General features: G+C 50.2%; 28 protein-coding genes. 15 read left to right on the forward strand and 13 right to left on the reverse strand.

Translation table 11 applies throughout. The features are described 5' to 3' along the window. Nucleotides 1–8: 8 nt before the first annotated feature. From A1332_RS13595 to A1332_RS13625, 8 genes are read left to right on the forward strand one after another with little or no spacing between them, the layout of a single operon-like run. Entirely contained in the window at nucleotides 9–1,100 is a 1,092-nt protein-coding gene (locus A1332_RS13595) for a protein-glutamate methylesterase/protein-glutamine glutaminase (protein ID WP_064009031.1), read from the forward strand. Continuing rightward, nucleotides 1,100–1,846: a flagellar motor protein gene (locus A1332_RS13600; protein WP_064009032.1), complete on the forward strand. Its 747-nt coding sequence runs from the start codon at nucleotides 1,100–1,102 to the stop codon at nucleotides 1,844–1,846. Before A1332_RS13595 ends, A1332_RS13600 begins: the two co-directional genes overlap by 1 nt. A 10-nt stretch (nucleotides 1,847–1,856) precedes the next feature. Next, nucleotides 1,857–2,738, forward strand: a complete 882-nt coding sequence (gene motD / locus A1332_RS13605; RefSeq protein ID WP_064009033.1) for a flagellar motor protein MotD — start codon at nucleotides 1,857–1,859, stop codon at nucleotides 2,736–2,738. Then, nucleotides 2,735–3,538 (forward strand): ParA family protein, encoded by an 804-nt coding sequence (locus tag A1332_RS13610; protein ID WP_064009034.1) that lies wholly within the window; start codon nucleotides 2,735–2,737, stop codon nucleotides 3,536–3,538. Before motD ends, A1332_RS13610 begins: the two co-directional genes overlap by 4 nt. Continuing rightward, entirely contained in the window at nucleotides 3,535–4,266 is a 732-nt protein-coding gene (locus A1332_RS13615) for a chemotaxis protein CheW (protein ID WP_064009035.1), read from the forward strand. Before A1332_RS13610 ends, A1332_RS13615 begins: the two co-directional genes overlap by 4 nt. A gap of 21 nt (nucleotides 4,267–4,287) precedes the next feature. After that, a complete protein-coding gene (locus A1332_RS13620) occupies nucleotides 4,288–4,761 on the forward strand; it encodes a chemotaxis protein CheW (RefSeq protein ID WP_020483661.1) in 474 nt (157 codons plus the stop codon). 28 nt (nucleotides 4,762–4,789) lie between these two features. Then, complete coding sequence (locus A1332_RS25330) at nucleotides 4,790–4,954, forward strand: hypothetical protein (protein ID WP_157204014.1); 165 nt, start codon at nucleotides 4,790–4,792, stop codon at nucleotides 4,952–4,954. Then, nucleotides 4,954–5,376 (forward strand): DUF2802 domain-containing protein, encoded by a 423-nt coding sequence (locus tag A1332_RS13625; RefSeq protein WP_064009036.1) that lies wholly within the window; start codon nucleotides 4,954–4,956, stop codon nucleotides 5,374–5,376. The genes A1332_RS25330 and A1332_RS13625 overlap by 1 nt, the downstream gene beginning before the upstream one ends. Here A1332_RS13625 and A1332_RS13630 read toward each other — a convergent pair. The 6 genes from A1332_RS13630 to A1332_RS13655 form a co-directional block, all read right to left on the reverse strand. Further along, nucleotides 5,373–6,206: a glycosyltransferase family 2 protein gene (locus A1332_RS13630; RefSeq protein ID WP_064009037.1), complete on the reverse strand. Its 834-nt coding sequence runs from the start codon at nucleotides 6,204–6,206 to the stop codon at nucleotides 5,373–5,375. The two genes, A1332_RS13625 and A1332_RS13630, sit on opposite strands and share 4 nt — an antisense overlap. Further along, the gene (locus A1332_RS13635; RefSeq protein WP_064009038.1) at nucleotides 6,203–6,952 is read right to left on the reverse strand and encodes a glycosyltransferase family 2 protein; all 750 of its coding nucleotides are present in this window, start codon (nucleotides 6,950–6,952) and stop codon (nucleotides 6,203–6,205) included. Before A1332_RS13635 ends, A1332_RS13630 begins: the two co-directional genes overlap by 4 nt. A 120-nt stretch (nucleotides 6,953–7,072) precedes the next feature. Next, nucleotides 7,073–7,897, reverse strand: a complete 825-nt coding sequence (locus A1332_RS13640) for a glycosyltransferase family 2 protein (RefSeq protein ID WP_064009039.1) — start codon at nucleotides 7,895–7,897, stop codon at nucleotides 7,073–7,075. Between the two features lie 153 nt (nucleotides 7,898–8,050). Further along, the gene (locus A1332_RS13645) at nucleotides 8,051–9,361 is read right to left on the reverse strand and encodes an O-antigen ligase family protein (RefSeq protein WP_082879691.1); all 1,311 of its coding nucleotides are present in this window, start codon (nucleotides 9,359–9,361) and stop codon (nucleotides 8,051–8,053) included. A 78-nt stretch (nucleotides 9,362–9,439) separates the two neighbouring features. Beyond that, a complete protein-coding gene (locus A1332_RS13650) occupies nucleotides 9,440–10,444 on the reverse strand; it encodes a hypothetical protein (protein ID WP_197491462.1) in 1,005 nt (334 codons plus the stop codon). A gap of 132 nt (nucleotides 10,445–10,576) precedes the next feature. Next, a complete protein-coding gene (locus A1332_RS13655; protein WP_064009040.1) occupies nucleotides 10,577–11,653 on the reverse strand; it encodes a glycosyltransferase family 9 protein in 1,077 nt (358 codons plus the stop codon). Between the two features lie 78 nt (nucleotides 11,654–11,731). Between A1332_RS13655 and msbA the strand changes: the two genes are divergently transcribed. Then, nucleotides 11,732–13,504 carry a lipid A export permease/ATP-binding protein MsbA gene (msbA, locus tag A1332_RS13660; RefSeq protein WP_064009041.1) on the forward strand — a complete coding sequence of 591 codons (1,773 nt, stop codon included), beginning with the start codon at nucleotides 11,732–11,734 and terminating at the stop codon, nucleotides 13,502–13,504. Nucleotides 13,505–13,549: 45 nt separating this feature from the next. Here msbA and pqqE read toward each other — a convergent pair whose 3' ends face one another. From pqqE to A1332_RS13690, 7 genes are all read right to left on the reverse strand, one after another. Continuing rightward, on the reverse strand, nucleotides 13,550–14,674 hold the full coding sequence (gene pqqE, locus A1332_RS13665) for a pyrroloquinoline quinone biosynthesis protein PqqE (RefSeq protein WP_064009042.1): 1,125 nt from the start codon (nucleotides 14,672–14,674) through the stop codon (nucleotides 13,550–13,552). After that, nucleotides 14,652–14,924 carry a pyrroloquinoline quinone biosynthesis peptide chaperone PqqD gene (pqqD, locus tag A1332_RS13670; protein ID WP_064009043.1) on the reverse strand — a complete coding sequence of 91 codons (273 nt, stop codon included), beginning with the start codon at nucleotides 14,922–14,924 and terminating at the stop codon, nucleotides 14,652–14,654. Before pqqD ends, pqqE begins: the two co-directional genes overlap by 23 nt. A gap of 33 nt (nucleotides 14,925–14,957) precedes the next feature. Then, the gene (locus A1332_RS13675; RefSeq protein WP_064009044.1) at nucleotides 14,958–15,521 is read right to left on the reverse strand and encodes a Uma2 family endonuclease; all 564 of its coding nucleotides are present in this window, start codon (nucleotides 15,519–15,521) and stop codon (nucleotides 14,958–14,960) included. Nucleotide 15,522: 1 nt separating this feature from the next. Beyond that, nucleotides 15,523–16,251 (reverse strand): pyrroloquinoline-quinone synthase PqqC, encoded by a 729-nt coding sequence (gene pqqC / locus A1332_RS13680; protein WP_064009045.1) that lies wholly within the window; start codon nucleotides 16,249–16,251, stop codon nucleotides 15,523–15,525. A 12-nt stretch (nucleotides 16,252–16,263) separates the two neighbouring features. Further along, on the reverse strand, nucleotides 16,264–17,175 hold the full coding sequence (pqqB, locus tag A1332_RS13685) for a pyrroloquinoline quinone biosynthesis protein PqqB (RefSeq protein WP_064009046.1): 912 nt from the start codon (nucleotides 17,173–17,175) through the stop codon (nucleotides 16,264–16,266). Nucleotides 17,176–17,284: 109 nt separating this feature from the next. Then, a complete protein-coding gene (pqqA, locus tag A1332_RS24825) occupies nucleotides 17,285–17,359 on the reverse strand; it encodes a pyrroloquinoline quinone precursor peptide PqqA (RefSeq protein WP_054760176.1) in 75 nt (24 codons plus the stop codon). 154 nt (nucleotides 17,360–17,513) lie between these two features. After that, complete coding sequence (locus tag A1332_RS13690; RefSeq protein ID WP_331709876.1) at nucleotides 17,514–18,350, reverse strand: sulfite exporter TauE/SafE family protein; 837 nt, start codon at nucleotides 18,348–18,350, stop codon at nucleotides 17,514–17,516. Nucleotides 18,351–18,395: 45 nt separating this feature from the next. On the opposite strand from A1332_RS13690, the gene A1332_RS13695 reads away from it, so the two are divergent. From A1332_RS13695 to pmbA, 6 genes are read left to right on the forward strand one after another with little or no spacing between them, the layout of a single operon-like run. Continuing rightward, a complete protein-coding gene (locus tag A1332_RS13695) occupies nucleotides 18,396–19,643 on the forward strand; it encodes a multifunctional CCA addition/repair protein (protein WP_064009047.1) in 1,248 nt (415 codons plus the stop codon). Continuing rightward, nucleotides 19,640–19,990, forward strand: a complete 351-nt coding sequence (locus A1332_RS13700; RefSeq protein ID WP_036278996.1) for a DMT family protein — start codon at nucleotides 19,640–19,642, stop codon at nucleotides 19,988–19,990. The genes A1332_RS13695 and A1332_RS13700 overlap by 4 nt, the downstream gene beginning before the upstream one ends. Nucleotides 19,991–20,028: 38 nt before the next feature. Next, nucleotides 20,029–20,895, forward strand: a complete 867-nt coding sequence (locus tag A1332_RS13705; protein ID WP_064009048.1) for a 23S rRNA (adenine(2030)-N(6))-methyltransferase RlmJ — start codon at nucleotides 20,029–20,031, stop codon at nucleotides 20,893–20,895. Further along, entirely contained in the window at nucleotides 20,850–21,362 is a 513-nt protein-coding gene (locus tag A1332_RS13710; protein ID WP_231890295.1) for a hypothetical protein, read from the forward strand. The genes A1332_RS13705 and A1332_RS13710 overlap by 46 nt, the downstream gene beginning before the upstream one ends. Nucleotides 21,363–21,405: 43 nt before the next feature. Beyond that, nucleotides 21,406–22,845: a metalloprotease TldD gene (gene tldD / locus A1332_RS13715; RefSeq protein WP_064009050.1), complete on the forward strand. Its 1,440-nt coding sequence runs from the start codon at nucleotides 21,406–21,408 to the stop codon at nucleotides 22,843–22,845. Nucleotides 22,846–22,902: 57 nt separating this feature from the next. Next, on the forward strand, nucleotides 22,903–24,234 hold the full coding sequence (pmbA, locus tag A1332_RS13720) for a metalloprotease PmbA (RefSeq protein WP_064009051.1): 1,332 nt from the start codon (nucleotides 22,903–22,905) through the stop codon (nucleotides 24,232–24,234). Nucleotides 24,235–24,413: the final 179 nt, after the last annotated feature.

Genomic DNA, 24,413 nt, shown 5'->3' on the forward strand with positions numbered 1-24,413 from the left:
GCGGCAATATGAGCATTCGGGTGCTGATCGTCGACGACTCCAGTTTTATCTGTAAAAGAATTCGGGAAATTTTAGAAGAGGATCAAGAGTTTAAAGTTATAGGTGTAGCTCATGACGGTCGCGAAGCCGTCGAGCTTGCGGCAAGTCTGCAACCGGATGTTATAACCATGGACGTGGAGATGCCGATCATGGATGGCATCACGGCAGTCAAAAAAATCATGGGCACCCGGCCCTGTCCGATACTCATGTTTTCGGCAATGACGCAAGTCGGCGCTCAAGCAACTCTGGATGCGTTAAATGCCGGCGCTATCGATTTCTTGCCCAAGCAGTTGGAAGACATTGATGCTAATCGTGAAACTGCCCGCTACTTGCTTAGATATCGGGTGAGGATGGTGGCTTCTCAGGCCACTAGAATGTCCTCACGTCCTATGGGGCGCGTTGGCCTAGAAGAACGTGAGAGCTTAACCGCCGAAAAACCCCTAGTTAAACCGATACGGGCTACGTCTACGTGGCCCAAGACGTCATCGAGCGGCAAAATCGAGCTTTTGGTGGTTGCCGCTTCGACCGGCGGGCCGGTAGCCATGCAATATGTGCTTAGCAAAATTCCGGCTGAGTGTCCGATACCCATATTGCTGGTGCAACACATGCCGCCCAATTTCACTAAAAGCTTTGCCGAACGCTTGAATTTGCTTTGCAGCATCAATGTCAGGGAAGCGCGGGATGGCGACGTGTTGCAGCCAGGCACAGCATTATTAGGGCCAGGTGCAATGCAGATGCAAGTTAAGCAAGTAGCCGGTGAACGGCGGATTGCGTTAAGGCCCAAGCAAAGCGGGGAAATTTATAGTCCCAGCGTTGACATTACTTTTGACTCACTTGCCGAAGTGTTTGCCGGACATGTGTTGGCGGTGGTGTTGACCGGCATGGGTGCCGACGGCAAGGCTGGCGCGATGAAGTTAAGGCAGCGCGGCGCGCAAATCTGGGCTCAGGACGAGGCGACAAGCACTATCTACGGCATGCCCAAAGCCATCGCGGAAGCCGGCCTGGCTGATCATATTTATTCTCTGGAAGAGATCGCCAACCAATTTAAAAAATTACATTGATGGATATTCTCAGTATTTTGGGTGTGTTGATAGGTTTTGCCGCGATTATCGGAGGCAATATGCTGGGTGGCGGCGAGCTGGGCGCCCTGGTCAACTATCACGCCTTCATTATTGTGGTGGGCGGCACGCTGGGAGCTACACTGTTGCAATTCCCGCCCAAGGTATTTCTGCGCAGTTTACGAATTTTGAGTTGGATTTTTGTGCCGCAAAATTTGCAGCTTAAAAAGCAAATCGACAAAATCGTACGCTGGAGCTCTTTGGCGCGTAAGGAAGGCTTGCTGGGGCTGGAATCCGTTATCGAAACCGAAAAAGACAGTTTTGCCAAAAAAGGCTTGCAGTTGCTGGTCGATGGCAACGAGCCGGAAGTGATTCGTGATTGCCTTGAGGTTGAACTGACTACAAAGGAGCATTTGGATACCCAGGCGGCCAGGGTTTTCGAGGCTATGGGCGGTTATGCGCCGACTATCGGTATTATCGGCGCGGTGATAGGCTTGATTCATGTGATGCAGAATCTAGCCAAACCGGAGTTGTTGGGTAGCGGCATTGCAACTGCATTCGTGGCGACTATTTATGGGGTCGGCCTGGCCAATCTATTGTTTATTCCTATAGCAAATAAGCTGAAGAGTCTGATTTTCGAGGCATCGCAAGCCAGGGAAATGGTGATAGAAGGTATTTCCTCGATAGCCGAGGGCGAAAATCCTCGTAATATCGAATTGAAATTATCCGGTTTTTTATTGGAAAAATAATGGAGGCCTTATGAGTCGGCGCAGACGCAGGACATTGCAAGAGGCCGATAATCATGATCGCTGGATGGTGTCTTACGCGGATTTTGTGACTTTGCTGTTCGCGTTTTTTGTGGTGATGTATTCGATTTCATCGGTTAATAAAGGTAAATACGAAACATTTTCCGAGTCGCTGGACCAGGCTCTGTTTCACAACGAGAAGATTCAAAAGGAAGCCGAGCCGATTCAGATCGGTGTGATTCCCACCACGATTCAACCCATCGAGCTGCCTAATTTGGCGACGGCCGAAGAACGTGAGCTAAGCGAGGAGATTTTGCAGGAAAAGCAGCGGCTTAGTGAAGTCTCCGAGCAGTTTCAAGGCGCTTTGCAGCCTTATGTCGAAAGCAAGCTCGTCGGTATTAAGAAGCACGATTTCTGGGTGGAATTAGAGATGAATAGCGAATTGCTGTTCGCCAGCGGCAAGGCCGAACTGTCCGCTAAAGCGCTCCCCGTGCTGGCAAAAGTCGCGGAAGTGATACGAGATGTGCCTAATGTGATTAACGTGGAGGGGTACACGGATAACGTGCCGATTTCCACCGGCTTTTACCCGTCCAATTGGGACTTATCCTCGGCCAGGGCGACCAGCGTGGTCAAGGAATTGGTAAAAAACAATATTCCGGCGACACGATTATCGGCGGTGGGCTATGGAGAATTTCATCCGATCGCCGATAACAAAGACGAAGAAGGGCGCTTTAAGAATCGGCGAGTCGTATTAGTGTTGATGTCGCAAGCCTTTGCTCGTTACGGTATGACTGACGACGAACGCGCGAAAGTGCTTAATTTGGCGCCGTCGCAGCCTAGCCCTCCACCTGAAACCGCAGTTGAAAAGGCGCCGGAACTGCCGGCTCAGTTATGAAAATATGGTCAGTTTCCAATCAAAAAGGCGGGGTCGGTAAAACGACTACCGTGGTGACGCTGGGTGGCTTGTTGTCATCCTGGGGGTTTCGGACTTTGCTGGTCGATTTGGACCCGCACGGTTCGCTGACCAGCTATTTCAAGATGAACCCGGACGAGATTGAATTCGGCGTTTACAATCTGTTTCTTGATGCCAGTGAAAAAAAGAAAAACATCGATCCGGCGGTTTATGTCGCCAAGACCGACTTTGACGGTATCGATGTCTTACCCGCATCGACTGCTATAGCCACTTTGGATAGGCAGGTCGCCGCAATCGGCGGCATGGGCTTGGTAGTTGCTACCGCATTAAACAAAGTGGCAGACCAATATGACTATGTGATTATCGATAGCCCGCCGATGTTGGGTGTATTGATGATCAATGCGCTAGCGGCCTGCGATCATTTAATTATTCCGGTTTTAGCCGAATTTCTGGCCTTAAAAGGCCTGGATAGAATGGTTCACACCATAAAAATGGTGTTCCATTCCCGGAAAACGCCGCCTAAATTCACTATCGTGCCGACCATGTTCGACAAACGCACCAAGGCGGCCCGCGACAGTTTAGCGGCGTTACATCAGCAGTACCCGGAGAATGCCTGGAGTTCGGTAGTGCCGGTGGATACCAAAGTCCGGGATGCCAGTCAGGCCGGTATTCCCTTGCCCTTGTATGACAAAAGCGCGCGCGCGGCCGAAGCGTATGCCGAATTGTTGGAACTGTTATTGCTTGATAAGAGTCCAGACAAAAACTTGGCGCCGCATAAATGACTCAGGCAAAACCACCCCCCAGTATTGTTCATCAACAGTTAGCGCTCGATGTTTACTTACAGACGTTGTTGGATGACGTACCCGAAGCAGGGGAAACCGTTAGCGTAAAACCGGCTATAGCGCTGGAAAGACTTGTCGTTGATGTGCCTAGCAAGTTGCCGGATCCTGTTCCGGTCGTGATCAGCAGTCCGAAAGCAACTTCCAAAGCACTGGTTAGGAACCGACAAACCAAGCTTGTAGAGCCGGAAATCCCGGCTAAACTACAGGCACTGTCTATAATGCCGGATTGGTCGCAGTACGAGTTTCAGGCTTTGTTTTTTAAGGTTGATAAGCTGATATTGGCAACGCCGCTGATCGAGTTATCAAGAACAATCAAAATCGACCGCAAACCCACGAAAATTCCAGGACAACCCTCTTGGTTCTTGGGTTTGCTGGATGAGAACGATAGCCGTATCGGCGTGCTTGATACCCGTCAGCTGATTTTCGGCAAAAGCCGAGGCTTGCAAGCGGATAGTGAGGAATATCCGTCCGAGCGCATTTTAATAACCCAGGATAAAAAATGGGGTTTGGTGTGCGATGAAATTCTCTCCATCGGTAAAGTAAAGCCGGATGGGGTCAGATGGCGAACGGCTAGACAAAAAAAACCATGGTTAATCGGCACGGTGATAGACGAGTTGACAGCGATCATCGATGTTAAACAGTTGGTACCGCACAGAAAAAATAGTTAAACAGCATCTGGATACAGCAAAATGAGCGAAGATAAAAAACAAGGCGACCCTATCATGCAGTGGGTGACTTTTTGTCTAGGCGACGAAAAGTACGGCATCAATGTCATGCAAGTGCAAGAAGTGTTGCGTATTACCGAGATTGCCCCGGTGCCCGGCGCGCCTTCCTACGTATTGGGTATCATCAATTTGCGCGGTAACGTGGTGACAGTTATAGATACCCGTAACCGTTTCGGCTTGCCGTCCAAAGACACCGATGATGCGTCGCGGGTGGTGATTATCGAAACCGACCGGCATATCATCGGTATTTTGGTGGATAGCGTCGCTGAAGTGGTGGAAATGCGCGCTTCCGAGATTGAGACCGCGCCGAATGTCGGTAATGAAGAAAGCTCAAAATACATTCAAGGCGTCACCAGTCGCGACAATCATTTGTTAATTCTGGTGGATTTGAATAAGTTTCTTAGCGACGACGAAAAAGCCGAGCTGGATATGTTTTGATTGCCTAAGCCGGCATACGAGGTGCAAGATGGCAGAGATAACACCGATTACGCCTTTTTCTCCTGTACATACAATATACAAGGTTGAGCGGGAAGAGCGTGAAAAACGCCCTCCGCAAAAACAACCGCAGGCCAAACCCGACCCAAACAAAAACGATAAACAGCCTGCTGAGCATGTTGACGAAATAGTGTGATGAGCGAATATTTATTGCTGGGTTTGGCGGGTATAGTCGTATTTGTGCTGGCGATTTTGGTTTGGTTGTTGCGTCAGCAGCAAACACTAAAACAACAATTTCAACTCCTTGAAGAGCGCGTACAGCGTAGCAATGAGGACGTCGCCGGCCTGTGTTCCGCCGCTGTGGCTGTTGATCGGCGGCTGGCTGCTAACGACTCGCGCTTGAACAGCATTGTGGATCAAGTCAATACGCAGCGGCAAACTGTAAATAGTGTAACGCCTGCGGAGCCTATCCCCGCTAGCGGCTATGAAGATGTGATCCAAAAAATCCGCAATGGCGTCGGTATTGAGGAACTGGTCAAGGATTGCGGACTGACCCGCGACGAAGCTGTTTTATTGATGCGCTTACATGGCGGCGGCAAGCGTTCCGGCTTGGCTTAGCCGCAGATCGTTTCCAGATACTGACTCACGCCCTGTTCCGCGCGAATCATCGTTGTATCCGCAACCCGCCGCAATAAACGCTGATAGTTTTCATCGTGTTGGCTTCTATCGTTATGCCGGTGCCAAAGATGTAAAACCGGCACCGCGAAGCGGCCTTCCTTCCGTTTGACGCCTTGGTGAATCAAACGGATCACCAGATCCGAATCTTCATATCCCCAGCCTTCGAAGACTTCGTCAAAACCGTTTGTTGCCAGGAAATTGTCTTTCCAAACTGCCAGATTGCAGGTCATGGCTTTTTGCCAATTCCGCGGATGCCGATAACGCCAGTTGCGCAGCGGCAAATATAGTAAAGGCAAAAAGCGGTTGATGCGGCCTTGCAGCCATTGCCATAAAAAAAAGCTAAACGACTGTTCATGTAGCGGTATTTTTTGCCGCAATACCAGGGATGTGTAACGCTCGCTTAATAACAGCCGGTTGCCCGGAACGAAATAACCGGTTTCGGCCAGCTGCCGATGACGACCAATAAAATCCGGTAGCGCTACGCAATCGCCGTCTATAAACAGCAGATAATCGCCGCGACTGACGGCAACCGCCTTGTTACGGATAGTGCCGGCCCTAAATCCCCGGTCCTCATGCCAAACATGCTGTATCGGAATTTCGCCGGTTTCTATAAAGTCTTTCAGCAATTCCTGGGTTGCGGTGCCGGAGCCGTCGTCGGCGACGATGATTTCAAACCGGCGATCTTGTTGAGCCATCAGCGCGAGTAAGCAGGCGGAAAGCGCTTCCGGCCAGTTATAGGTGGTGACGATGACCGAGATCAAGCCGTTCATTTGCCGGCTGTTTTGCGGCAAAGCTCGCGTAGTTTCAGGTATTTGTAATAACTGCCCTCGGCGTTGGATACGGCAAGCATTAGGCCTTCCGCGCCGTCCAAAACGGCTGCTTGGATGAAGTAAGTGCGGATGAACGTCCACAGGCCTTTGCCAATGGCTTTACCCAAGCTGGCGCGCTTACCGTTATTGAATAGTTTCTCGGCGCCCAGCGAGGAATAAGCGTTGATCTTATGCAGCACTTCAGCGGAGTCGACGAAGGCTTCATGCAAGAGCGGGTTGTTAAGCCGACGGATAGCCCCCTTAACTTCAATCCGCTCATGCACGACTTCGCTGTTGAATTGCCCGGCATCGCGGCGAAACAGTCTTAACACGTAATCAGGCCACCAACCGCCATGTTTGATTTGCGTGCCGCAGTAGCTGGATAAACGGGGGAGTTCGAAGCCCTGCACGTCGTTTTGCTGCATGGCTTGCTGAATTTCGTCTTTTAACGCGAGGCCAATTTCTTCGTCGGCATCGATAGACAGTACCCAGTCGCCGCTAGCTTTATCCAATGCCCGCTGCTTTTGCGGCCCAAATCCGGGCCAGTCGGTTATGAAGACTTTATCGGTAAATTGTTGGCAAATTGCCACGGTCTCGTCGCTACTACCCGAGTCGAGCACGATGATTTCGTCGGCCCAAGCAACCGATGCCAGACAGCGGCCGATATGTTGCGCCTCGTTTTTGGTGATGACAATAACGCTAAGCATCGGATTTTAAATGTAGGGGCTAGGTTGGGTCGCTCAGCAAGGTGCTGAGGATAATATTATGGTCATTTTAGTATGAGTCACAAAATTGAGTCCATGGTTGTGTGGCTAATGATTGAACTACTACTGCCAGCAAAAGTTACCATCAACTCGCCTACCATGCATGGTCATGGTGTAAATGCTCAATTCGCTCTCACGCCAGTGTTTTTCTTGACGGAGGCGGGCCATTTTGTTTAGTTTCCGCTCTAGCCAGCTTTGTTGTAAAAGTCGGTAATTATAGCGATAGCCTAAGCCTTGTTTGTCTGATATGCCGCGTTCTTGTTTCATGGTGGTTTGCGTTACTGAGCCGTAATGATGTAACCAGGACGAGCCGGTAATTGCGCAAGAAATATTGGCTTTTTTGACTTCATGAAAAAATAGCGTGTCTTCATAGCCCAATAACTTGGGAACTGGTTGGAAAAATCCAATTTCCTGCCATACCGAATTATGAATCGCCAAACAAACTGCATGTCGCCCGCCTAGTCGGAGTGCTTGTTGCATTTTAGCCGATGCTTCAATAGCAAAACTATCAAAATCATAATCTAGCGGGCCTTCAATTAGCGAAGGGGAAATAATTTTTAAATTATTTTGTTCTGCCGTGTTAATTAAGTTCTCTAGCCAATTAGCGCTGACTAATACATCGTTATTCATGATAATCGTCCATTCAGCCTGCAACTGTAAAGCGCCCTGGTTCCAAGCAGTACCACACCCTAAATTGGATTTGTTTAAAATCAGTCCGCCCAATGGTAATGCTTTCAGGTAATCGGCTGTATCATCACTTGAGTTATTATCAACTATCACTAGGCGGCCCAGATCAAAGCCGTGCTTAAGCATACTATCTATACATTGACGGGTGTAATTCAGTTGATTATAACAAGCAAAGGTAACGGCATATTTAAGAGGATTCATATGTTTTAGTGAATTAGAAATCGTTAGAGGGTGCATGATTAATGCAGTTTTTCAAGAAAAATCGAGGCAGAATTCATTCATTTAATTGGTGTTAAAATTCGATATAACGAATTAATCAGAGGTTTCTTAAAGGGCTTGTATTGGTTAACAGGTTTAGATAGAGCTGTCGCCTTTAGGGGTTAATGCCGGAATTATTTCCTTGCTTTTGATTATTTGTGAGGCCAGTCCGGCAATGATTAAGCCGTAAAATGTAGTTGTGAATTTCAACGTAAGTACTTCGCTGCTAATGCTACAAAATATAAGGCATGTTATAAAAGCTAAACCCAAATGACTTGCTCGATATGCTTTTAAATCGTGCCTATTTTTCCAGAATAGGGTGGCAGGTATGAGAAATTGGCATAATACTGTTATGCCACCCAATAGGCCTGAGCGTAATAAATTTGCTAGAAATTCGTTATGGGGCCCATTATATAATATAATTTGTCTCGATTCCGGGCTAGAAATATTGGTTATCCAAGGTTCACGGAGATAGTCACCAAAGCCAATATCTCCGAAACCATATATGGGGCTATGTTTGAAAAGCTCCCATGATATTTGCCACATGGTGAGGCGAAAGCCTGTTGAAGTTTCGCGGTTTGATCCGTCCAGCCATGCAGAAAGTTCCTGATAGCCACTGACAAGTCGATCAAGTGATTTGGGATGGAAAAGGCTAATTAGAATAAGTCCGATAAAAAACACGACTGCAAAGATCAGTAATGCACGGATATGAATCATTCGGCCTTTTAACATTATCCAAAGTAGTATTAATGGCGGGAGCGCTAACCAACTACCACGAGTGCCTGATCCAGTAATTAAATAAAGTCCAGCAAGTAATCCTAGTGTCTGAATCACTAAAAGCTTACCTGGAGAAGTTATTGGTGTTTCTATACCGAAAAGGCAAAAAGCTGTTAGGACCAAGGTGTAGGTGCCAAATTGAGTTGGATCTACGGCCACTGTGGCAAATCTTCCTCCCCATTTTTCCAAAATGTCGGGATGTAAGTATATAACGGGTACGGTAAGTAAAAGGGCAACTGGTGCAGTAATACTTATTAATTTTGAAAAATCTATTTTTTTATATGAAAAATAGAGTATTAATAGGGTTGACAAAAACATTCTGGATGGTCCGTCGTATGCTTTTATAACCCAATCTTGACGTAGAGTTTGACTGATGAAAACTGCTGTTAAAGGCAGCGTAAGTGTAAATATGATTGGTAGCATTAAGTCTAGCGTTTTGCCTTTCTTTGCGATGTTATACGCAGATTTTAATTCGATTATGGCGGGTATTGTTAGCAGAAACAGGCTTGCATTTGTGCAGCCGCGGATGGTTAGGAATCCAAGTATGCTGCTAACTAGTAAAATAAATATATAGAAATCTAGCCAGAAATTTTTGGAATTTCCTATTACTCCGAAATGGAAAGAATTCATAATGGTGCCCTGTTTTTCAGAAATGCCTTAATATTTAATAAAAATCTATTATGGATTTTTTTTCTAGTGGCAGGCGGCCTACTTTTTAATGAAGTAGTTGGCGATTTGTTGACGGAATATCTCTGGCTCACGTTTTAAGTATTGGCGATATTTTTCAAAATTTTGATTATGACTTTCAAAATCGCTAAACACATCCTGCGCTAATGCTTTAAAAATGGACGTGAATTCTGGTAAAGAACTGTCTAGCTTATATTTTCTTGGTATTGGTAAGTCTACATCGTTGCCAGCGGAGCCAAGTATGCCAGTGATCAGGCAGCAACCCTGCATGGCCGCTTCTCTGGGCATGCGGTCACGTCCTGGATGATGACCGAAATCAATGTATAATTTTGCTGCACTGAGCTTATCTGTTAGTTGGTCGCGATTTAGTCCGTGCAGTGGTATAAACTTCCATTGTGGGTTGGCTTGAATTAACTTGTCGGTGGTCTTCCTACCTTTGGTAGGGTTGTATAGGATCACGTCCTCTTTATTGCCGATGAAGTTTAGGTTTTTGTCAGTCAAAAAGTCTTCATTAATGGAGTCTATTAATGGGACAGGATCTATTCCGCAACTTTTAAGGTACGCGGTCGCATGTTCAGTTTGCGAAAAATGAACCATATTAGTTAGTGATCGAGCCCCGTTCAGTGGACGCTGTCCTTTAATTACGCGCTTGATGTATCTGATCTTGTCATGTAAGGGCCATATGTGGCGACGCTCAAGAAAGTTTTCTAGTGAAAGCCACCAAATTGCCGGCTGAGCTAACTTCACCTTGCTAGCGAGATATGGGTATACTTCTGGAAATATAATCATATTCCTGGGGACATCCTCATATCGACTAACCGGCGTTAGGTATCTTTTGTAAGCCTGGGGTGTTGTTGTTGCTTCGTTAAATGGTAAGTAGGTAATGAAGGATGGTAGACCGAGTTTATTCATGTGATCAACTAATTGATGAAGCGCTTCCGGCCCGCCAGTAACTGCTCCTGCTGGACACACAACCAATATTTTATTAAAGCGGGACAAGGAATTGTTTTGAGGATAGTTTTGCATTTCAGAGAATCCTAGGCATTATTCGTAATACTTAAAAATTTAGGGATAGCAGTCAATATAGTTACACCAAATTAGACTATCAAAAGATATTTGGCATGGTTTTGTAGGCCAACCCACACGGTATATTTCAAGCTATTTTTGTAGTGTCGCAACAAGAGTTTTTATTGCTTGCCCGGCAGACAACTCGTCAAGGCAATGGCTATGGCTATTTCGGTGTCTATTACAGCCTTCCAACTGGCAGGGGAGGCAATTTTCTTTAGTTTGCCCCTGAATCAGATAAACATTGTTGACTAGTTTAGAGCCTCTTGAGTTGAAGGGGGGGTGGTTGCGCTCATAACCATATGGCCATGGTGCCCATTTAGCAGGATCTGTCGGCCCGAATAAGGCAAAGGTAAGCGAACCCGTCGCCGCCGCCAAGTGGGTGATTCCTGTATCGGGTCCGAGGAAAAAATCCGCTTTGCCGATCAGTTTACTAACTTGTGCCAAGGATAGTTGACCAGCAAGATTGATAACACTTGGTGGCAGGCTTAAATTTTTCAAGGCCTGCAATTCTGAAGCCTGATTACTGCCTGTCAGTACGATTTGATATCCCAGATTGTCCCAAAACTTTATCATCTCTCGCCAGCCTTCAGCATGCCACTGTTTATAGCGCCATTGCGGCATAATATGCAGAACGGCATACGGATTGGTTATGCTGGGTATTGGCGTCGAGCTTTGTGGCGGGGTCAGACGATAGCAAGGTGCTATCCCCAGCATTTCGCAGAAGCGCAGATTTTCCAATACGGCGTGACCGTAATTCGCGCTAAATAGCAGCCAGCGCTTGAGTAGCGCTTTCTTCCACCAAGCCTTAGCGGGATCGTCAGGCACAAAGCCGATGCTGGTCTTGCCGGCTATCGCCGCGCATAGCGTGGGCCGGTCGCCGGCTTGGGTGGAAATGGCTAAATCGTAACGGCGAAACAGGCTAAATAATAATTTGCCGAAGGCCAATCCGCCGAGTTTACCCGTCACGGGCAGCAAGCGATGGATGTCGGGATTGCCTTCCAGCATGCCTGCGTTACTTGCCGGCAATAAAACATCGATTTCCGCATCCGGATAGGCTTGCTTCAGCGAAGAAATTAATGGCGTCACCAGTAGGGTATCGCCCAGATAACGCAGGGTTATCACCAAAATGCGTTTAGGTTGTATATTGAGCGGTTTTTGGTTGGGCATGGAGCGCTGGCTGATCAACATGGCTTTACATTTTAAAGGTAAACAGTATTGAACACGTTAGAAAATTCGCGCAAAACAATGACGGACGGCCAAGTTTACAAGCGTTTGCTGGCGTTTGTGGTGCCGTATTGGCGTTTATTTTTGGTAACTGCCATCGGTTTTGCGATCTATGCCGCGACCGAGCCGGCTGTGGTAATGATCATTCAACGGATCATCGACAGCTTTGGAGCGCCGGGCCGGGCGGATATTCAATACCTGCCGCTGGCCTTCGTGGTGTTGTTTCTGGTGCGGGGTATCGGCTCGTTTTTGGGTAACTATTATCTGGCGCGGATTTCCGGCAATCTGATCCACAAACTGCGTTGCGAGATTTTTAATCAGTACACGCGCTTGTCGGTGCAGTATTTCGATGCGCATAACAGTGGTTACATGATTTCGCGGATTACCAATAATATCGGCGAAGTCACGCGCGCTACATCCGATTCGATACGCTCGTTCGTGCGTGAAGGTTTTACCGCAGTGGGTTTGCTAGGCTATCTGGCTTATACCAATTGGCAGCTATCGCTGGTGTTTTTGGCGATTGCGCCGGTAGTGGCGATCATGGTGCGTTATGTCGGCAAGCGTTTGAAACGATTGAGCCGCAACATGCAGGATACCGTGGGTGATTTGACGCACATCACCTCGGAAATGGTGTCCGGAAACCGTATCGTGAAAAGTTTCAGCGGCGAAAATTACGAACGGCAGCGTTTTAAAACGGCCAGCCTGGATAACCGCACGCAGTATCGCAAGCTGGTTATGACCGTGTCGCTGAACAACCCCTTGATGCAATTGGTCATTTCTTTTGCTTTGGCCGGCATGATGTATCTGGCTCTGATTATGATGAAGTCATCCAGTCCGGGTGAATTTGTCGGCTTTTTTACAGCGGCGTTTCTATTACCCAAACCGATTCGCCAGCTAAGCGATGCGAATTCCGAGATCTTGCGCGGCATTGCGGCGGCCGAGTCTTTATTTGAAGTGTTGGACGAGCCGGCCGAAATCGACGGCGGTGACTATCAGGTTGAGCGCAGTCAAGGGCGCGTCGAATTCAAAAATCTCAGTTTTAGTTATCCCGGCAGCGAAACGCCTGCCCTGAACAATATCAATGTGACTATCGAGCCTGGGCAGACCGTAGCATTGGTGGGCGCGTCGGGCGGTGGCAAAAGCACGATGATCAACCTGTTGCCGCGTTTTTATGAGTACGAGCAAGGCGAGATTCTGATCGATGGGGTGGAGTTAAAACGCTACCGCCTGGATAGTTTGCGCCGGCAGATTGCCTTAGTCACGCAGAACGTCACCTTGTTCAACGCTTCCGTCGCGAATAATATTGCCTATGGCGCGTTACAAGGCGCAGCCAGAGAACAGATAGAACAGGCCGCTATCGATGCCTATGCGATGGACTTTATCAGCAAAATGCCGCAAGGGCTGGAAACTGAAATCGGAGAGAACGGCGTTAAATTGTCCGGCGGCCAGCGCCAACGCTTGGCCTTGGCGCGGGCTTTATTGAAGGATGCGCCGATTTTGATTCTTGACGAGGCCACTTCGGCCTTGGATACAGAATCCGAACGCTACATCCAGGCCGCGCTGAATCGTGTGATGCAAGGTCGCACCACCTTGGTGGTGGCGCATCGCTTGTCCACCATTGAAGGCGCGGACGTGATTTTGGTGATGGATAAAGGCCGGATTGTCGAACAAGGCTCGCATCGCGAACTTTTGGCTCGCGATGGGGCGTATGCCAAATTACATAAAATGCAGTTTCAGGATGTGAGTCAAACCGAAGCAGTGGAGCAATCGGCAAGCCCTGTGTCGCAGGAGTGATGAATCAGTCGGCGGCTCGGATGACCCACCGACTGAGATAGGTGGTTAAAATTGTTTGGAATTTTTGCTGTTGCGGAATATCAACGGCTTTTCCCGGTCGGACAAGGCTAGTTCGCGCGCAGAATTGATTGCAGTGTCGATTCTGTGCCGTTCCGGGGATTTGCTGCACACCGGATCGGTGCTGTACATATCACCGTTAAACAAGAATGCCTGACAGCGGCAGCCGCCGAAGTCTTTGAGTTTCTCGTCGCAGCTGCGGCAAGGTTCCTGCATCCACTCGGTGCCGCGGAAGAAATTGAAGGTTTTCGACTCGTTCCAGATCTCTTCAATGCTGAAATCCTTCACGTTCGGGCAGTCCAGTCCTGGTAGTTCGCGTGCCGAATGGCAAGGCAGCGCGGTGCCGTCGGGGGCGATGGTCAAAAAGGTGGTGCCCCAGCCGTTCATGCAGGCTTTCGGCCGGTCTTCGTAGTAATCCGGCACCACGTAATAAATCTTCATTTTGCCGGCTACTTTTTCCTTGTAAGCCTGAGCAATTTTTTCCGCCTCTTCGAATTGTTCCCTGGTTGGCAGCAAGGCGTCGCGATTCAAATGCGCCCAGCCGTAATATTGGGTGTTGGCCAGTTCCAGATAATCCGCGCCGAGGTTTTCGGCCATCTCCAGTATCTGCGGCATTTGGTGAATGTTTTCGCGGTGGATTACCACGCACAGCACCATCGGATAGCCGTGTTTTTTAATCAGTTTTGCTACGTCCTGCTTGTGTTGGTAGGTGGCGGTGCCGGCGATATGATCGTTCAGTTCCTGAGTGCTGGCCTGGATGCTGATCTGGATATGGTCTAAACCGGCTTGCTTCAATTCGACGATTTTTTCTTCGCTCAAGCCGTAGCCGGAGGTGATCAAGTTGGAGTAATAACCGAGTTCGCGGGCGTAGCCAACCAGTTCAGTCAAATCCTGGCGGGTTAGCGGTTCGCCGCCGGAAAATCCCAGTTGCACCGCGCCCATTTTTCGAGCTTGGCTTAATACGCGTTTCCAATCCTCGGTGCTTAATTCGTTGGGATATTTAGCGTAATCCAGCGGATTGGAGCAATACGGGCATTGCAATGGACATTTGTAGCTCAGCTCGGCCAACAGCCAGCGCGGCGGGGTGATATTAAGCTTGCTTGATCCAGCCATTTTGCAATGCCACGTTCAAAAAGTTAGTGATGTCGTTGGTCAGTCCGGACGTGGCGAATTTTTCTTCCAGTTCGGTGACAATTTGAGCCAGCATCCGGCTACCGTCGCAAAGCTTGAGTATTTCCGCCGAACTTTGGTTCAACTCGACCATGCCTTCGGGATAGAGAATCACGTATTTTTGCTGAGCTTCTTCCCATTGCAGCCGGTGCAACGGCGAGAATTGGATAAGTTGATCGGGGGAGATGGTCATGGGTGTCCGGTGTGTAAGCAATTGCCTGGAGAATCAGGCCGTTTCGATGTCTTCAAAAATTTCCGCCAGCGGCAGGCTGAGGCTTAAGCTGTGCAGTTGGCAATCGACTTCGCCGAGGTAATCGTGTAGTAGCCAATCGTTATCGGGAGTGCGGCTGAAGCATTCCACTCGGCGCGCGTCGATGTCGACGATCAGGTATTCCTTTAAGGATTCTAGTTGCCGGTAGGCGGCGAATTTGCTGCCGCGATCATAAGCGGCGGTCGAGTCTGATAGCACTTCCACGACAAGAGAAGGGTTGGAAATAAATTGCTGGTTGCCCAAGTCGCCAGGATGGCAGGACACCATTACGTCGGGGTAGAAAAAGGCATCAGCAGCGTCGACCCGTAATTTCAGGTCTGCGACATAAGGTCGGCAAGGTGTGCCGCGTAACCGTTGCTTCAAGCCTGCAAAAATATTGCCGGAGACGACCACATGATCCTGCCTCGCTCCAACCATAGCAAACACTTCCCCGGCCACAAACTCATGCTTCTCAACCTGAGCCTCTTCCCAGGCAAGAAAGTCCTCGGCAGTGAAGTGCTGTTGCAATGCCGTTTGCATATTACTGTTCGATATTGAAATACGGCGGCATGTCAGCGACATAAGCCAGATACATCGCATCGGCCATGCTCCACAACACATCCAGTTTAAATTTCAAAATTTGCACCATGCGTTCTTGCTGCTCGCGGGTTTTGTACCAGTCCAACGTCAGTTCCAGGCCGTGTTCCACGTCGCGGCGGGCTTCGGTCAGGCGCTTACGGAAGTAAGTGTAACCCTCTTGTTCGACCCATGGATACACATCGGGCCAGTTATCCAAGCGTTGTTGATGAATTTTCGGGGCGAACAGCTCCGTCAGAGAGGAGCTGGCGGCTTCGTGCCATTCGGCGCGGCGGGCGAAGTTGACATAGGCATCGACTGCAAAACGCACGCCGGGCAGCACGTGTTCCAGCGAAGTGATCTCTTCGCGGGTTAGCCCAACTGCGATGCCCAAACGTATCCAGGCTTCGATGCCGCCTGGGTCGCCAGGGTGGCCGTCGTGGTCGAGAATGCGCTGTACCCATTTGGCGCGAGTTTCGCGGTCCGGACAATTGGCCATGATGTTGGCGTCTTTGATCGGAATCATCACCTGGTAATAAAAGCGATTGGCGACCCAGCCCTGCAATTGCTGTTGGGTCAGCTTGCCTTCATTCATCAGCGTGTGCATCGGATGATGAATGTGGTAGAACTTTTCCATGCCGCGCAGTTTGGCTTCGAATTCTTCGCGGCTCCAGGGTTGATTATCATCAGTCATGTAACACCTTTGTTATAAGTCAATTTCCAGTCCGTCGTAAGCCACTTCGATGCCGCTGGCATCCAGGGTTTTACGCTCCGGCGAATCTTCGTCGAGAATCGGGTTGGTGTTGTTGATATGAATCAAAATTTTCCTGGCCTTGGGTACGCCGTTTAAAACTTCAATCATGCCGCCAGGACCGGATTGCGGCAAGTGGCCGATCTCGCGAGCATGTTTGTGGCTGATGCCGCGCGTGACCATTTCGTCGTCGGTCCAGAAAGTGCCGTCCACCATCAGGCAGTCGACGTTTAACATGGCTTGTAAGACATGCGGCTCGATTTCGCCAAGCCCTGGGGAGTAATATAGTTTTTTGCCTGTGGAAATCTGTTCGACGATCACGCCAATGTTGTCGCCATCGTGCGGGTCGTGGCGGTGCGGCGAATAGGGTGGCGCCTTGCTTTTCAGGGCATGGGCGTAAATGCGGATGTCATCGATGCCGGGAATCTCGAATGGCGTTTCGTCGCAGGCAATCGGATGGTGATTTACCGTGCAATAGTCCTTCAGCATATTGAATAGCGGGAAACCGCTGGTCAAATCCTGCTTGACCATCTCGGTGCAATACACGTTTAACGGTTTGCCTTCGCGTAGCATCAGCATGCCGGTGGTATGGTCGATCTGGCTGTCAATCAACAGAATGGCTTTAATACCGGTGTCGCGGATACCTTCTTTAGGCTGTATGGCCGGAAAGGCTTCTAACTGGGCGCGGATGTCCGGCGAGGTGTTAAACAGTAGCCAGTTGCGGTTATCGGTGCTAATTGCTATCGACGATTGGGTACGGGCTTTGCCGTTGAATTGGCCGTTGCGCAAGCGTCGGCAATTATCGCAGTTGCAGTTCCATTGCGGAAAACCGCCGCCGGCACCGGCGCCGAGAACTCTAATCTTCATGTTCGCTTAAAGGGGTTGGTGAACGAGCGGGGCATGATACGGGATTAAAAAACGCCAGGCAAAAAAAAGGGGCAGGAAAATGCCCCTTTTTTATCGTCGTCCCTAAGGATTAACGGTTGTAGATGTACATGGTAACTTCAAAACCGAAACGCATGTCATTATAAGCTGGTGTTTCCCATTTCATTTATATACCCTCCAGAGGTTTTGTTGTTGTGTGCGATAGCTTGATCGAGAAAGCTGCGCCGAAGTATACGATGAAGTTTTTCTTTGCGCAACAGAGCAATCAAACCGGAACTAACGGTGGTTCGAGCTATATCTCTGCGCTTAAGTTCCCCGCCTTACCAGGCCATTTTTAGCGCAAGCGCCAAAAGCACGATCGCGAAGTAACGTTTCAATTTTTGTGCCGGCAAACGGTGCGCCAATTTGGCGCCCAAGGGTGCGGTGAATACGCTGGTTAGAACGATGCCGGCGAAGGCGGGCAGGTACAGATATCCTAGGCTACCGGCGGGTAATTGACTATCTTGCCAACCCAATACCGCGTAACTGGTTGCAGCCGCCAGGGCAATAGAGATTGCACAGGTACTGGACGTTGCAACTGCGTTTTTCATGATCAGACCGTTGCTCACAAGGTAAGGTACGGTCATGGTGCCGCCGCCGATGCCTAAAATGGCCGACAACACACCGATCAACAGACCCATCGGGTAATCCAGCAGGGATCTGGCGGGGTGGGGTGATGCTTTGATTGACTTGGGTCTCGCCATTTGTACGCTGGTATAAATCAGATAGGCAACAAAAAACCAGCGCAGTAAATCCGCGCTGATATATTCGGCTAACACCGCTCCGCCGCTGGCGCCCAGCAGCATGCTCGGGGCTAAATACCAGGCCCGTCGCCAATCGATGTTTCCCAGTTTGTGGTGTGCTCGCACCGAGGCCGCCGACGTAAAGATCGCAGTTGCCAATGACGTGGCGACGGCTATCAGCATGATTTGCTCCGGATCAAACTGCTGAGCCTGGAATAGCCAGACCAGGACCGGCACGATCAATGCGCCGCCGCCGATGCCGAACAAACCGGCGGAGATGCCGGCGAGAATGCCCAGAAAAAGGCTGGCTAAAAAAATTTCCGTCATGATGATTAATGGCTGGGGAATAAGCAAAGCACTATGATAGCGACTCATTTATACTGTGTCTTTTGATCCATTTAGCAGGCGAGTTGGTAAGGCATGAAAACGTATCTGGTCGGCGGCGCAGTTCGCGACCGTTTGCTGGGTTATCCGGTTAAGGAACGCGACTGGCTAGTGGTCGGTGAGACTGCGGACAGCATGCTGGCCGCCGGTTTTCGGCCGGTTGGCAAAGACTTTCCGGTATTTTTGCATCCGCTCGATCACGAAGAATATGCCTTGGCACGCACCGAACGTAAAACTGCTCCGGGTTACAAGGGATTTGCGGTGCATGCCGCGCCGGATGTGACCCTGGAAGAAGACTTGTTGCGACGGGATTTAACCGTCAACGCGATGGCAATTGATGCCGACGGCGAATTGATCGATCCCTACAACGGGCGGCGGGATTTGGATAGCCGGATTCTGCGGCATGTGTCTGCGGCATTTGTGGAAGACCCGGTGCGGATCTTGCGCGTCGCCCGCTTCGCTGCCCGTTATGTCCATTTGGGCTTTACTGTCGCCGAGGAAACACTGCAATTGATGCGAGAGATGGTCTTCGCTGGCGAAACCGACTTTCTAGTCGCCGAACGGGTGTGGGCGGAATTACATAAAGCTTTATTGGAGCGGACGCCGGCGGCATTTTTTCAGGTATTGAAAGATTGCGGTGCCTTGCAGGTGTTTTTTCCTGAGGTAGACGCCTTGTTCGGCGTGCCGCAACCCGAGAAATATCATCCGGAAATCGATACCGGCGTGCACTCCTTGATGGTGCTGGAACAGGCCGCGCGGCTTTCCGATAAGGCGGAGGTACGCTTGGCGGCTTTGTTGCACGATTTAGGCAAGGCATTGACTCCTAGTCAGCATTGGCCCAGTCATCACGGACACGAGCAAAAAGGTTTGCCGGTGCTTGCCAAACTATGCGAAAGATTGCGGGTGCCGAATAATTTTAAATCGCTGTGCACTCAGGTCATGCAATATCACACCCATTGCCACAGGGCTTTGGAATTGCGCGCGGATACCTTGACCGATATGTTGCAAACCATCGGCGCGTTTAAGCCCGATAGCCGCCTGGATGAATTTTTACAGGCTTGCGAAGCCGACGCGCGTGGGCGGACCGGATTCGAAGACAGGCCTTACCCGCAAGCCGACTACATTCGTTCAGCCGCCAAGGCGGCTGCGGCTGTCGATACCTCGGCGGCTTTGCTGAAAGGCTTGCAAGGCGAACAGATTGGTATTGCCATCCGGAAGTTGCGGGCCCAAGCCATCAACGATTACAAACAAGGTTATCAGAACCTAATAGTAGAATCAGCATGAATGCCATCCTGATCTCCGCCGGCTTATTGATTTGCAGCAATGTCTTCATGACCTTTGCCTGGTACGCACACCTAAAGGAATTGAATAACAAGCCCTGGTTGCTGGCCGCATTCGTCAGTTGGGGCATCGCTCTGTTCGAGTATCTGTTACAAGTGCCTGCTAATCGTATCGGTTACACGCAGTGCAGCGTCGCCCAGCTGAAAATTATGCAGGAAGTGATTGCGCTGAGCGTATTCGTACCCTTCTCGGTGTACTACATGAAAGAGCCGCTGAAACTGGATTATCTATGGGCCGGTTTATGTTTGCTGGGTGCGGTGTTTTTTATGTTCAGAGCCAAATTAAGCTGAAATTGAACGGATTGGAATAATAAAAATGGGTAGACAGCATGCTTAGTTATCGCCACGGGTTTCATGCCGGCAATTTTGCCGATGTGTTAAAGCACAGTCTGCTGACGCTGGCGATCAACGCACTAAAACAGAAAGATAAACCTTTTGTTTACATCGATACCCATGCCGGCGCCGGCAAATATTCTTTTAAATCCGAGTTTGCCCAAAAAACCGGCGAATATCAGCAAGGTATAGCCAAACTGTGGGACAGTCATGATGCGCCTCCCGAATTGAAAGATTATCTGTCCGCGGTGCGCGCGGAAAATACCGGTCGGCAACTGGTGCGCTACCCTGGCTCCCCGCAACTGGTAAAGCGCTTGGTCCGGGCGCAAGACCGATTGCTATTGTCGGAATTGCACAGTAGCGATGTCGAAGCCCTTCAGCAATTATTTGCCGGCGACAAACAGGTTAGTGTCAGCAAAGAAGACGGCTTGCAAACCTTAAGCAAGAAATTGCCGCCTATCCAAAAACGCGGCTTGATATTGATCGACCCCAGTTATGAAATGCGCGACGAATACAAAAAAATCGTAGCGGCTCTCACGACTGCATATAAGCACTTCGCTACCGGCGTATATGCGCTGTGGTATCCGGTCATTGACCGGGCTGCGACCGAAAACTTTATGCGGCAATTGGCGCAAAGCGGCATTCCTCGCCAGTTGCGGATCGAGCATTGTATAGCCGATGACGGGCCGGGTCGCGGCATGACCGGCTCCGGCATGTTGATCATCAATCCGCCGTGGCAGTTGGATAGTCAGGCGGAAGCCCTGTTACCTTGGTTGAACCAAGCCTTGGCGGGCGGCAAGGGGTATTGGAAAGTCGAATGGCAGGTGCCGGAGTCGATAGCGGCGAGTGCGGTAAGGAATTAGCCATGATTAGAAAGAATCTCGACTTGATCATCGTCGGTTTTGTGGTACTTGCTATCGTCATGTACGATGTGACCCTGGAGCTGCTGGGTGAGTTGATGCATCTGGTGTTCGAAGGATTTCATGTTGTCTTCGAGTACGTCGAGTTAGGCATTGAAGAAGCCGTCGAATTGCTGTTTCACCTATTGGATGTTGGTGAAATTATCGAGTATTTATTCGAATCCGACCGCCACGGTAGCCAGGTGGTGACATTCTATATATTGGTCACCATTGCCTGGTTTGGTTTTTATCGACTCTCAAAATTAGTACCCCGGCTTTGGGCATCGTTTAAACAAATGGTGCTGAATACCTGGGTGCGGCGGAAAACCGAATTAGAGTTGTATTGGCTGTCGCTTACGATAAGGGACAAGGTGGCTATTACCGTCACTGCCGTGGCTGTTGCTTATATCGCCTCATTTTTCGTGATGTGATTGTGCGCATCCTTGACGAAACCGTTTTATTTTTAATTTTCTTATGCCATTACTAGAACAAGTTACCCAATCCATTCTTGCCGTCAATGGCTTGCAAACTCAGGATATAGATCGAGTGATGGCCGCGCTGCTCAGCGTGCCGGTCGATGCTGCTGATATTTACTTTCAGTCCAGTCATTTCGAATCCTGGTCCATGGAAGGTGGCATAATCAAGGAAGGCAGTCATTCCATAGAGCACGGTGCCGGTGTGCGCGTCGTCAGCGGCGATAAAACCGGCTTTGCTTACAGTGATCGCATCGAATTGCCGATCCTGCTGGAAGCTGCCAACAACGTGAAAGCGATAGTCAGACAAGGGCAGCAGGCGCAGCGCCAGATCGAAGTCGCCAAGAGCTGGCCGCAGTTGTACCAGCCGCTCAATCCCTTAAAGTCACTGGACGATCAAGCAAAAATCGATTTATTGAAACGCGTCGATAGCGAAACCCGCAAGTTGGACAGTCGTATCGAAGAAGTGATGGTCAGCCTGATTGCGGCTTATGACAGCGTGCTGATCGCCAATCAAGACGGTTCTCTGGTTGCGGATGTGCGGCCCTTGGTGCGGATGAACGTGACGGTGATTATGGTCGAAAACGGTCGGCGTGAGCAGGGGAGCATGGGCGGCGGCGGTCGCAGCGATTACAGCTTTTTTCTGGAAAACGACCGGGCTTTTGAATACGGCCGCGAAGCGGTGCGTCTGGCCCAGGTTAATTTGCAGGCCGAGGAAGCGCCGGCCGGCAATATGACCGTGGTGCTGGGACCGGGCTGGCCGGGGATTTTGCTGCACGAAGCGATCGGTCACGGTTTGGAAGGCGACTTCAATCGCAAGGGTACGTCGGCGTTCAGCGGTCGAGTCGGCGAGCGGGTGGCTTCGGACTTGTGCACCGTGGTCGACGACGGCACCTTGGTTGGACGGCGCGGGTCCTTGAATATCGACGACGAGGGTACGCCCACCGAAAACACCGTGTTGATCGAAAAAGGCATTTTAAAAGGTTACATGCAGGACAAGCTCAATGCCCGTTTGATGGGCGTGAAACCCACCGGTAACGGTCGCCGCGAATCGTACGCACATTTGCCGATGCCGCGTATGACCAATACCTACATGCTGCCTGGCAGCAGCGACCCGGACGAGATTATCCGCTCGGTCAAAAAAGGGTTGTACGCGCGTAACTTCGGCGGCGGACAGGTGGATATTACCTCCGGCAAATTCGTATTTTCCACCAGCGAAGCCTATTTGATCGAAGACGGCAAAATTACCCGCCCCGTGAAAGGCGCAACGCTAATTGGTAATGGTCCTGACGTGTTGACGAAAGTATCGATGGTCGGCAACGACATGGCCCTGGATAGCGGCGTCGGCACCTGCGGCAAGGACGGGCAAAGCGTGCCGGTCGGCGTCGGTCAGCCCACCTTGAAAATCGACGGCTTGACCGTCGGCGGCACCAGCGTTTAATGCCTCGGGCCAACATGCTTCGGCCCACACATGTAATCGAATTCTAAGAGACTTACCGTGCAAAATCAGGAAGAAATTAATCGCTTAAAAGATGTCGTTCAGCAATTATTGGACGAAGCCAAACAACAAGGCGCGAGCGGCGCCGAAGCGGCGTTCAGCGTTGATAACGGTTTGTCCGTGTCGGCACGTCTGGGTGAAGTGGAAACCGTCGAATATCACTGCGACCAAGGTATAGGGGTTACCGTCTATTTCGGCCAGAAAAAGGGCTCGGCAAGTACCAACGACATTTCCACTGACTCATTGAAGGAGACTGTCAAGGCCGCCTGTAGTATCGCCCGTTACGCCAGCGACGATGCGTATTCCGGCTTGCCCGATGCCGAATTATTGGCAACCGAGTTCCCGGATCTGGACTTGAACCATCCCTGGGATATTAACGCCGAACAAGCCATAAGCATCGCCATCGAATGCGAAAATATCGCGCGCGGTTATGATAAGGCGATTAGCAACTCCGAAGGCGCTTCGGTGAATACGCATCAAGGCACGCGGGTGTTCGGTAATTCGCTGGGTTTTTTGCAAGGCTACCAGTCCAGTCGGCATTCTCTGAGCTGTTCGGTGCTGGCCGGCAGCGGCGATGCGATGCAGCGCGATTATTGGTACAGCGTGGCCCGTAATGCGGCCGGCCTGGAATCGGCTAGACAAGTCGGCGAAAAAACCGCGCAACGGACGCTCGCTCGTCTCAATGCCCGCAGTCTGAGTACTCGGCAATGTCCGGTATTATTCGCGTCGGAAATGGCGTCCGGTTTGATCGGGGCGTTGATCGGTGCGATCAGCGGCGGCAGTTTATATCGCAAATCCTCGTTTTTACTGGATACGTTGGATACGCAGATTTTGCCGGATTTTGTGCGGATTCATGAGCAGCCGTTTCTGCGCGGCGCGCTGGGCAGCGCCAGTTACGACTCCGAAGGTGTGGCGACCAGAGCCAGGGATATTGTCAGCGACGGTATTTTAAGATCGTATATTCTCAGCACCTATTCGGCGCGCAAGCTAGGTATGCAAACTACCGGTAACGCAGGCGGTGTGCACAATCTGACCGTTGAACCCGGCAGTAACGATTTTGCCGGCATGCTGAAATTGCTGGACACCGGTTTGCTGGTCACAGAATTGATGGGGCAGGGCGTTAATCGCGTGACTGGCGATTATTCGCGCGGCGCGTCCGGCTTTTGGGTGGAAAACGGCGTGGTCCAGTATCCAGTGCAAGAAATTACCATCGCCGGCAATTTGAAGTCCATGCTGCGCAACATTGTGGCCATCGGTAACGATGTGGATTTACGCGGTAATATTAGAGTCGGTTCTATTTTGCTGGAGCAGATGGCGATTGCGGGTGAGTAAATGCCGCTGTACTGTATGCGTGGACGATAATACAAATCCACCCGCCTGGACTTCGTTAACATCAAAAGTAGGTACTTGACCACACGTTATCTGGGCGCGGTTTTTTACGGATTTGTCAGTAAAACATGGATTAAAGTAGCTTATTAATCCTGTGCTTTTCCTTTGAGACCGTTGCTCTA

Source organism: Methylomonas methanica (assembly GCF_001644035.1).
GTDB classification, from domain to species: Bacteria; Pseudomonadota; Gammaproteobacteria; order Methylococcales; family Methylomonadaceae; genus Methylomonas; species Methylomonas methanica_A.

Bases quoted from the DNA above. Each gene is read 5' to 3' on its own strand.
- tldD (WP_064009050.1), top strand. From the start codon at position 21,406: ATGCCATTACTAGAACAAGTTACCCAATCCATTCTTGCCGTCAATGGC.
- pqqE (WP_064009042.1), bottom strand. From the start codon at position 14,674: ATGGCTGGATCAAGCAAGCTTAATATCACCCCGCCGCGCTGGCTGTTG.
- A1332_RS13630 (WP_064009037.1), bottom strand. From the start codon at position 6,206: ATGAACGGCTTGATCTCGGTCATCGTCACCACCTATAACTGGCCGGAA.
- A1332_RS25330 (WP_157204014.1), top strand. From the start codon at position 4,790: ATGGCAGAGATAACACCGATTACGCCTTTTTCTCCTGTACATACAATA.
- A1332_RS13705 (WP_064009048.1), top strand. From the start codon at position 20,029: ATGCTTAGTTATCGCCACGGGTTTCATGCCGGCAATTTTGCCGATGTG.
- A1332_RS13620 (WP_020483661.1), top strand. From the start codon at position 4,288: ATGAGCGAAGATAAAAAACAAGGCGACCCTATCATGCAGTGGGTGACT.
- A1332_RS13600 (WP_064009032.1), top strand. From the start codon at position 1,100: ATGGATATTCTCAGTATTTTGGGTGTGTTGATAGGTTTTGCCGCGATT.
- motD (WP_064009033.1), top strand. From the start codon at position 1,857: ATGAGTCGGCGCAGACGCAGGACATTGCAAGAGGCCGATAATCATGAT.
- A1332_RS13625 (WP_064009036.1), top strand. From the start codon at position 4,954: ATGAGCGAATATTTATTGCTGGGTTTGGCGGGTATAGTCGTATTTGTG.
- A1332_RS13695 (WP_064009047.1), top strand. From the start codon at position 18,396: ATGAAAACGTATCTGGTCGGCGGCGCAGTTCGCGACCGTTTGCTGGGT.
- A1332_RS13635 (WP_064009038.1), bottom strand. From the start codon at position 6,952: ATGCTTAGCGTTATTGTCATCACCAAAAACGAGGCGCAACATATCGGC.
- A1332_RS13610 (WP_064009034.1), top strand. From the start codon at position 2,735: ATGAAAATATGGTCAGTTTCCAATCAAAAAGGCGGGGTCGGTAAAACG.
- A1332_RS13690 (WP_331709876.1), bottom strand. From the start codon at position 18,350: ATGAGTCGCTATCATAGTGCTTTGCTTATTCCCCAGCCATTAATCATC.
- A1332_RS13645 (WP_082879691.1), bottom strand. From the start codon at position 9,361: ATGAATTCTTTCCATTTCGGAGTAATAGGAAATTCCAAAAATTTCTGG.
- msbA (WP_064009041.1), top strand. From the start codon at position 11,732: ATGACGGACGGCCAAGTTTACAAGCGTTTGCTGGCGTTTGTGGTGCCG.
- A1332_RS13615 (WP_064009035.1), top strand. From the start codon at position 3,535: ATGACTCAGGCAAAACCACCCCCCAGTATTGTTCATCAACAGTTAGCG.
- pqqD (WP_064009043.1), bottom strand. From the start codon at position 14,924: ATGACCATCTCCCCCGATCAACTTATCCAATTCTCGCCGTTGCACCGG.
- pqqC (WP_064009045.1), bottom strand. From the start codon at position 16,251: ATGACTGATGATAATCAACCCTGGAGCCGCGAAGAATTCGAAGCCAAA.
- A1332_RS13640 (WP_064009039.1), bottom strand. From the start codon at position 7,897: ATGAATCCTCTTAAATATGCCGTTACCTTTGCTTGTTATAATCAACTG.
- A1332_RS13700 (WP_036278996.1), top strand. From the start codon at position 19,640: ATGAATGCCATCCTGATCTCCGCCGGCTTATTGATTTGCAGCAATGTC.
- A1332_RS13675 (WP_064009044.1), bottom strand. From the start codon at position 15,521: ATGCAAACGGCATTGCAACAGCACTTCACTGCCGAGGACTTTCTTGCC.
- pqqB (WP_064009046.1), bottom strand. From the start codon at position 17,175: ATGAAGATTAGAGTTCTCGGCGCCGGTGCCGGCGGCGGTTTTCCGCAA.
- A1332_RS13595 (WP_064009031.1), top strand. From the start codon at position 9: ATGAGCATTCGGGTGCTGATCGTCGACGACTCCAGTTTTATCTGTAAA.
- A1332_RS13655 (WP_064009040.1), bottom strand. From the start codon at position 11,653: ATGCCCAACCAAAAACCGCTCAATATACAACCTAAACGCATTTTGGTG.
- A1332_RS13650 (WP_197491462.1), bottom strand. From the start codon at position 10,444: ATGCAAAACTATCCTCAAAACAATTCCTTGTCCCGCTTTAATAAAATA.
- A1332_RS13710 (WP_231890295.1), top strand. From the start codon at position 20,850: ATGGCAGGTGCCGGAGTCGATAGCGGCGAGTGCGGTAAGGAATTAGCC.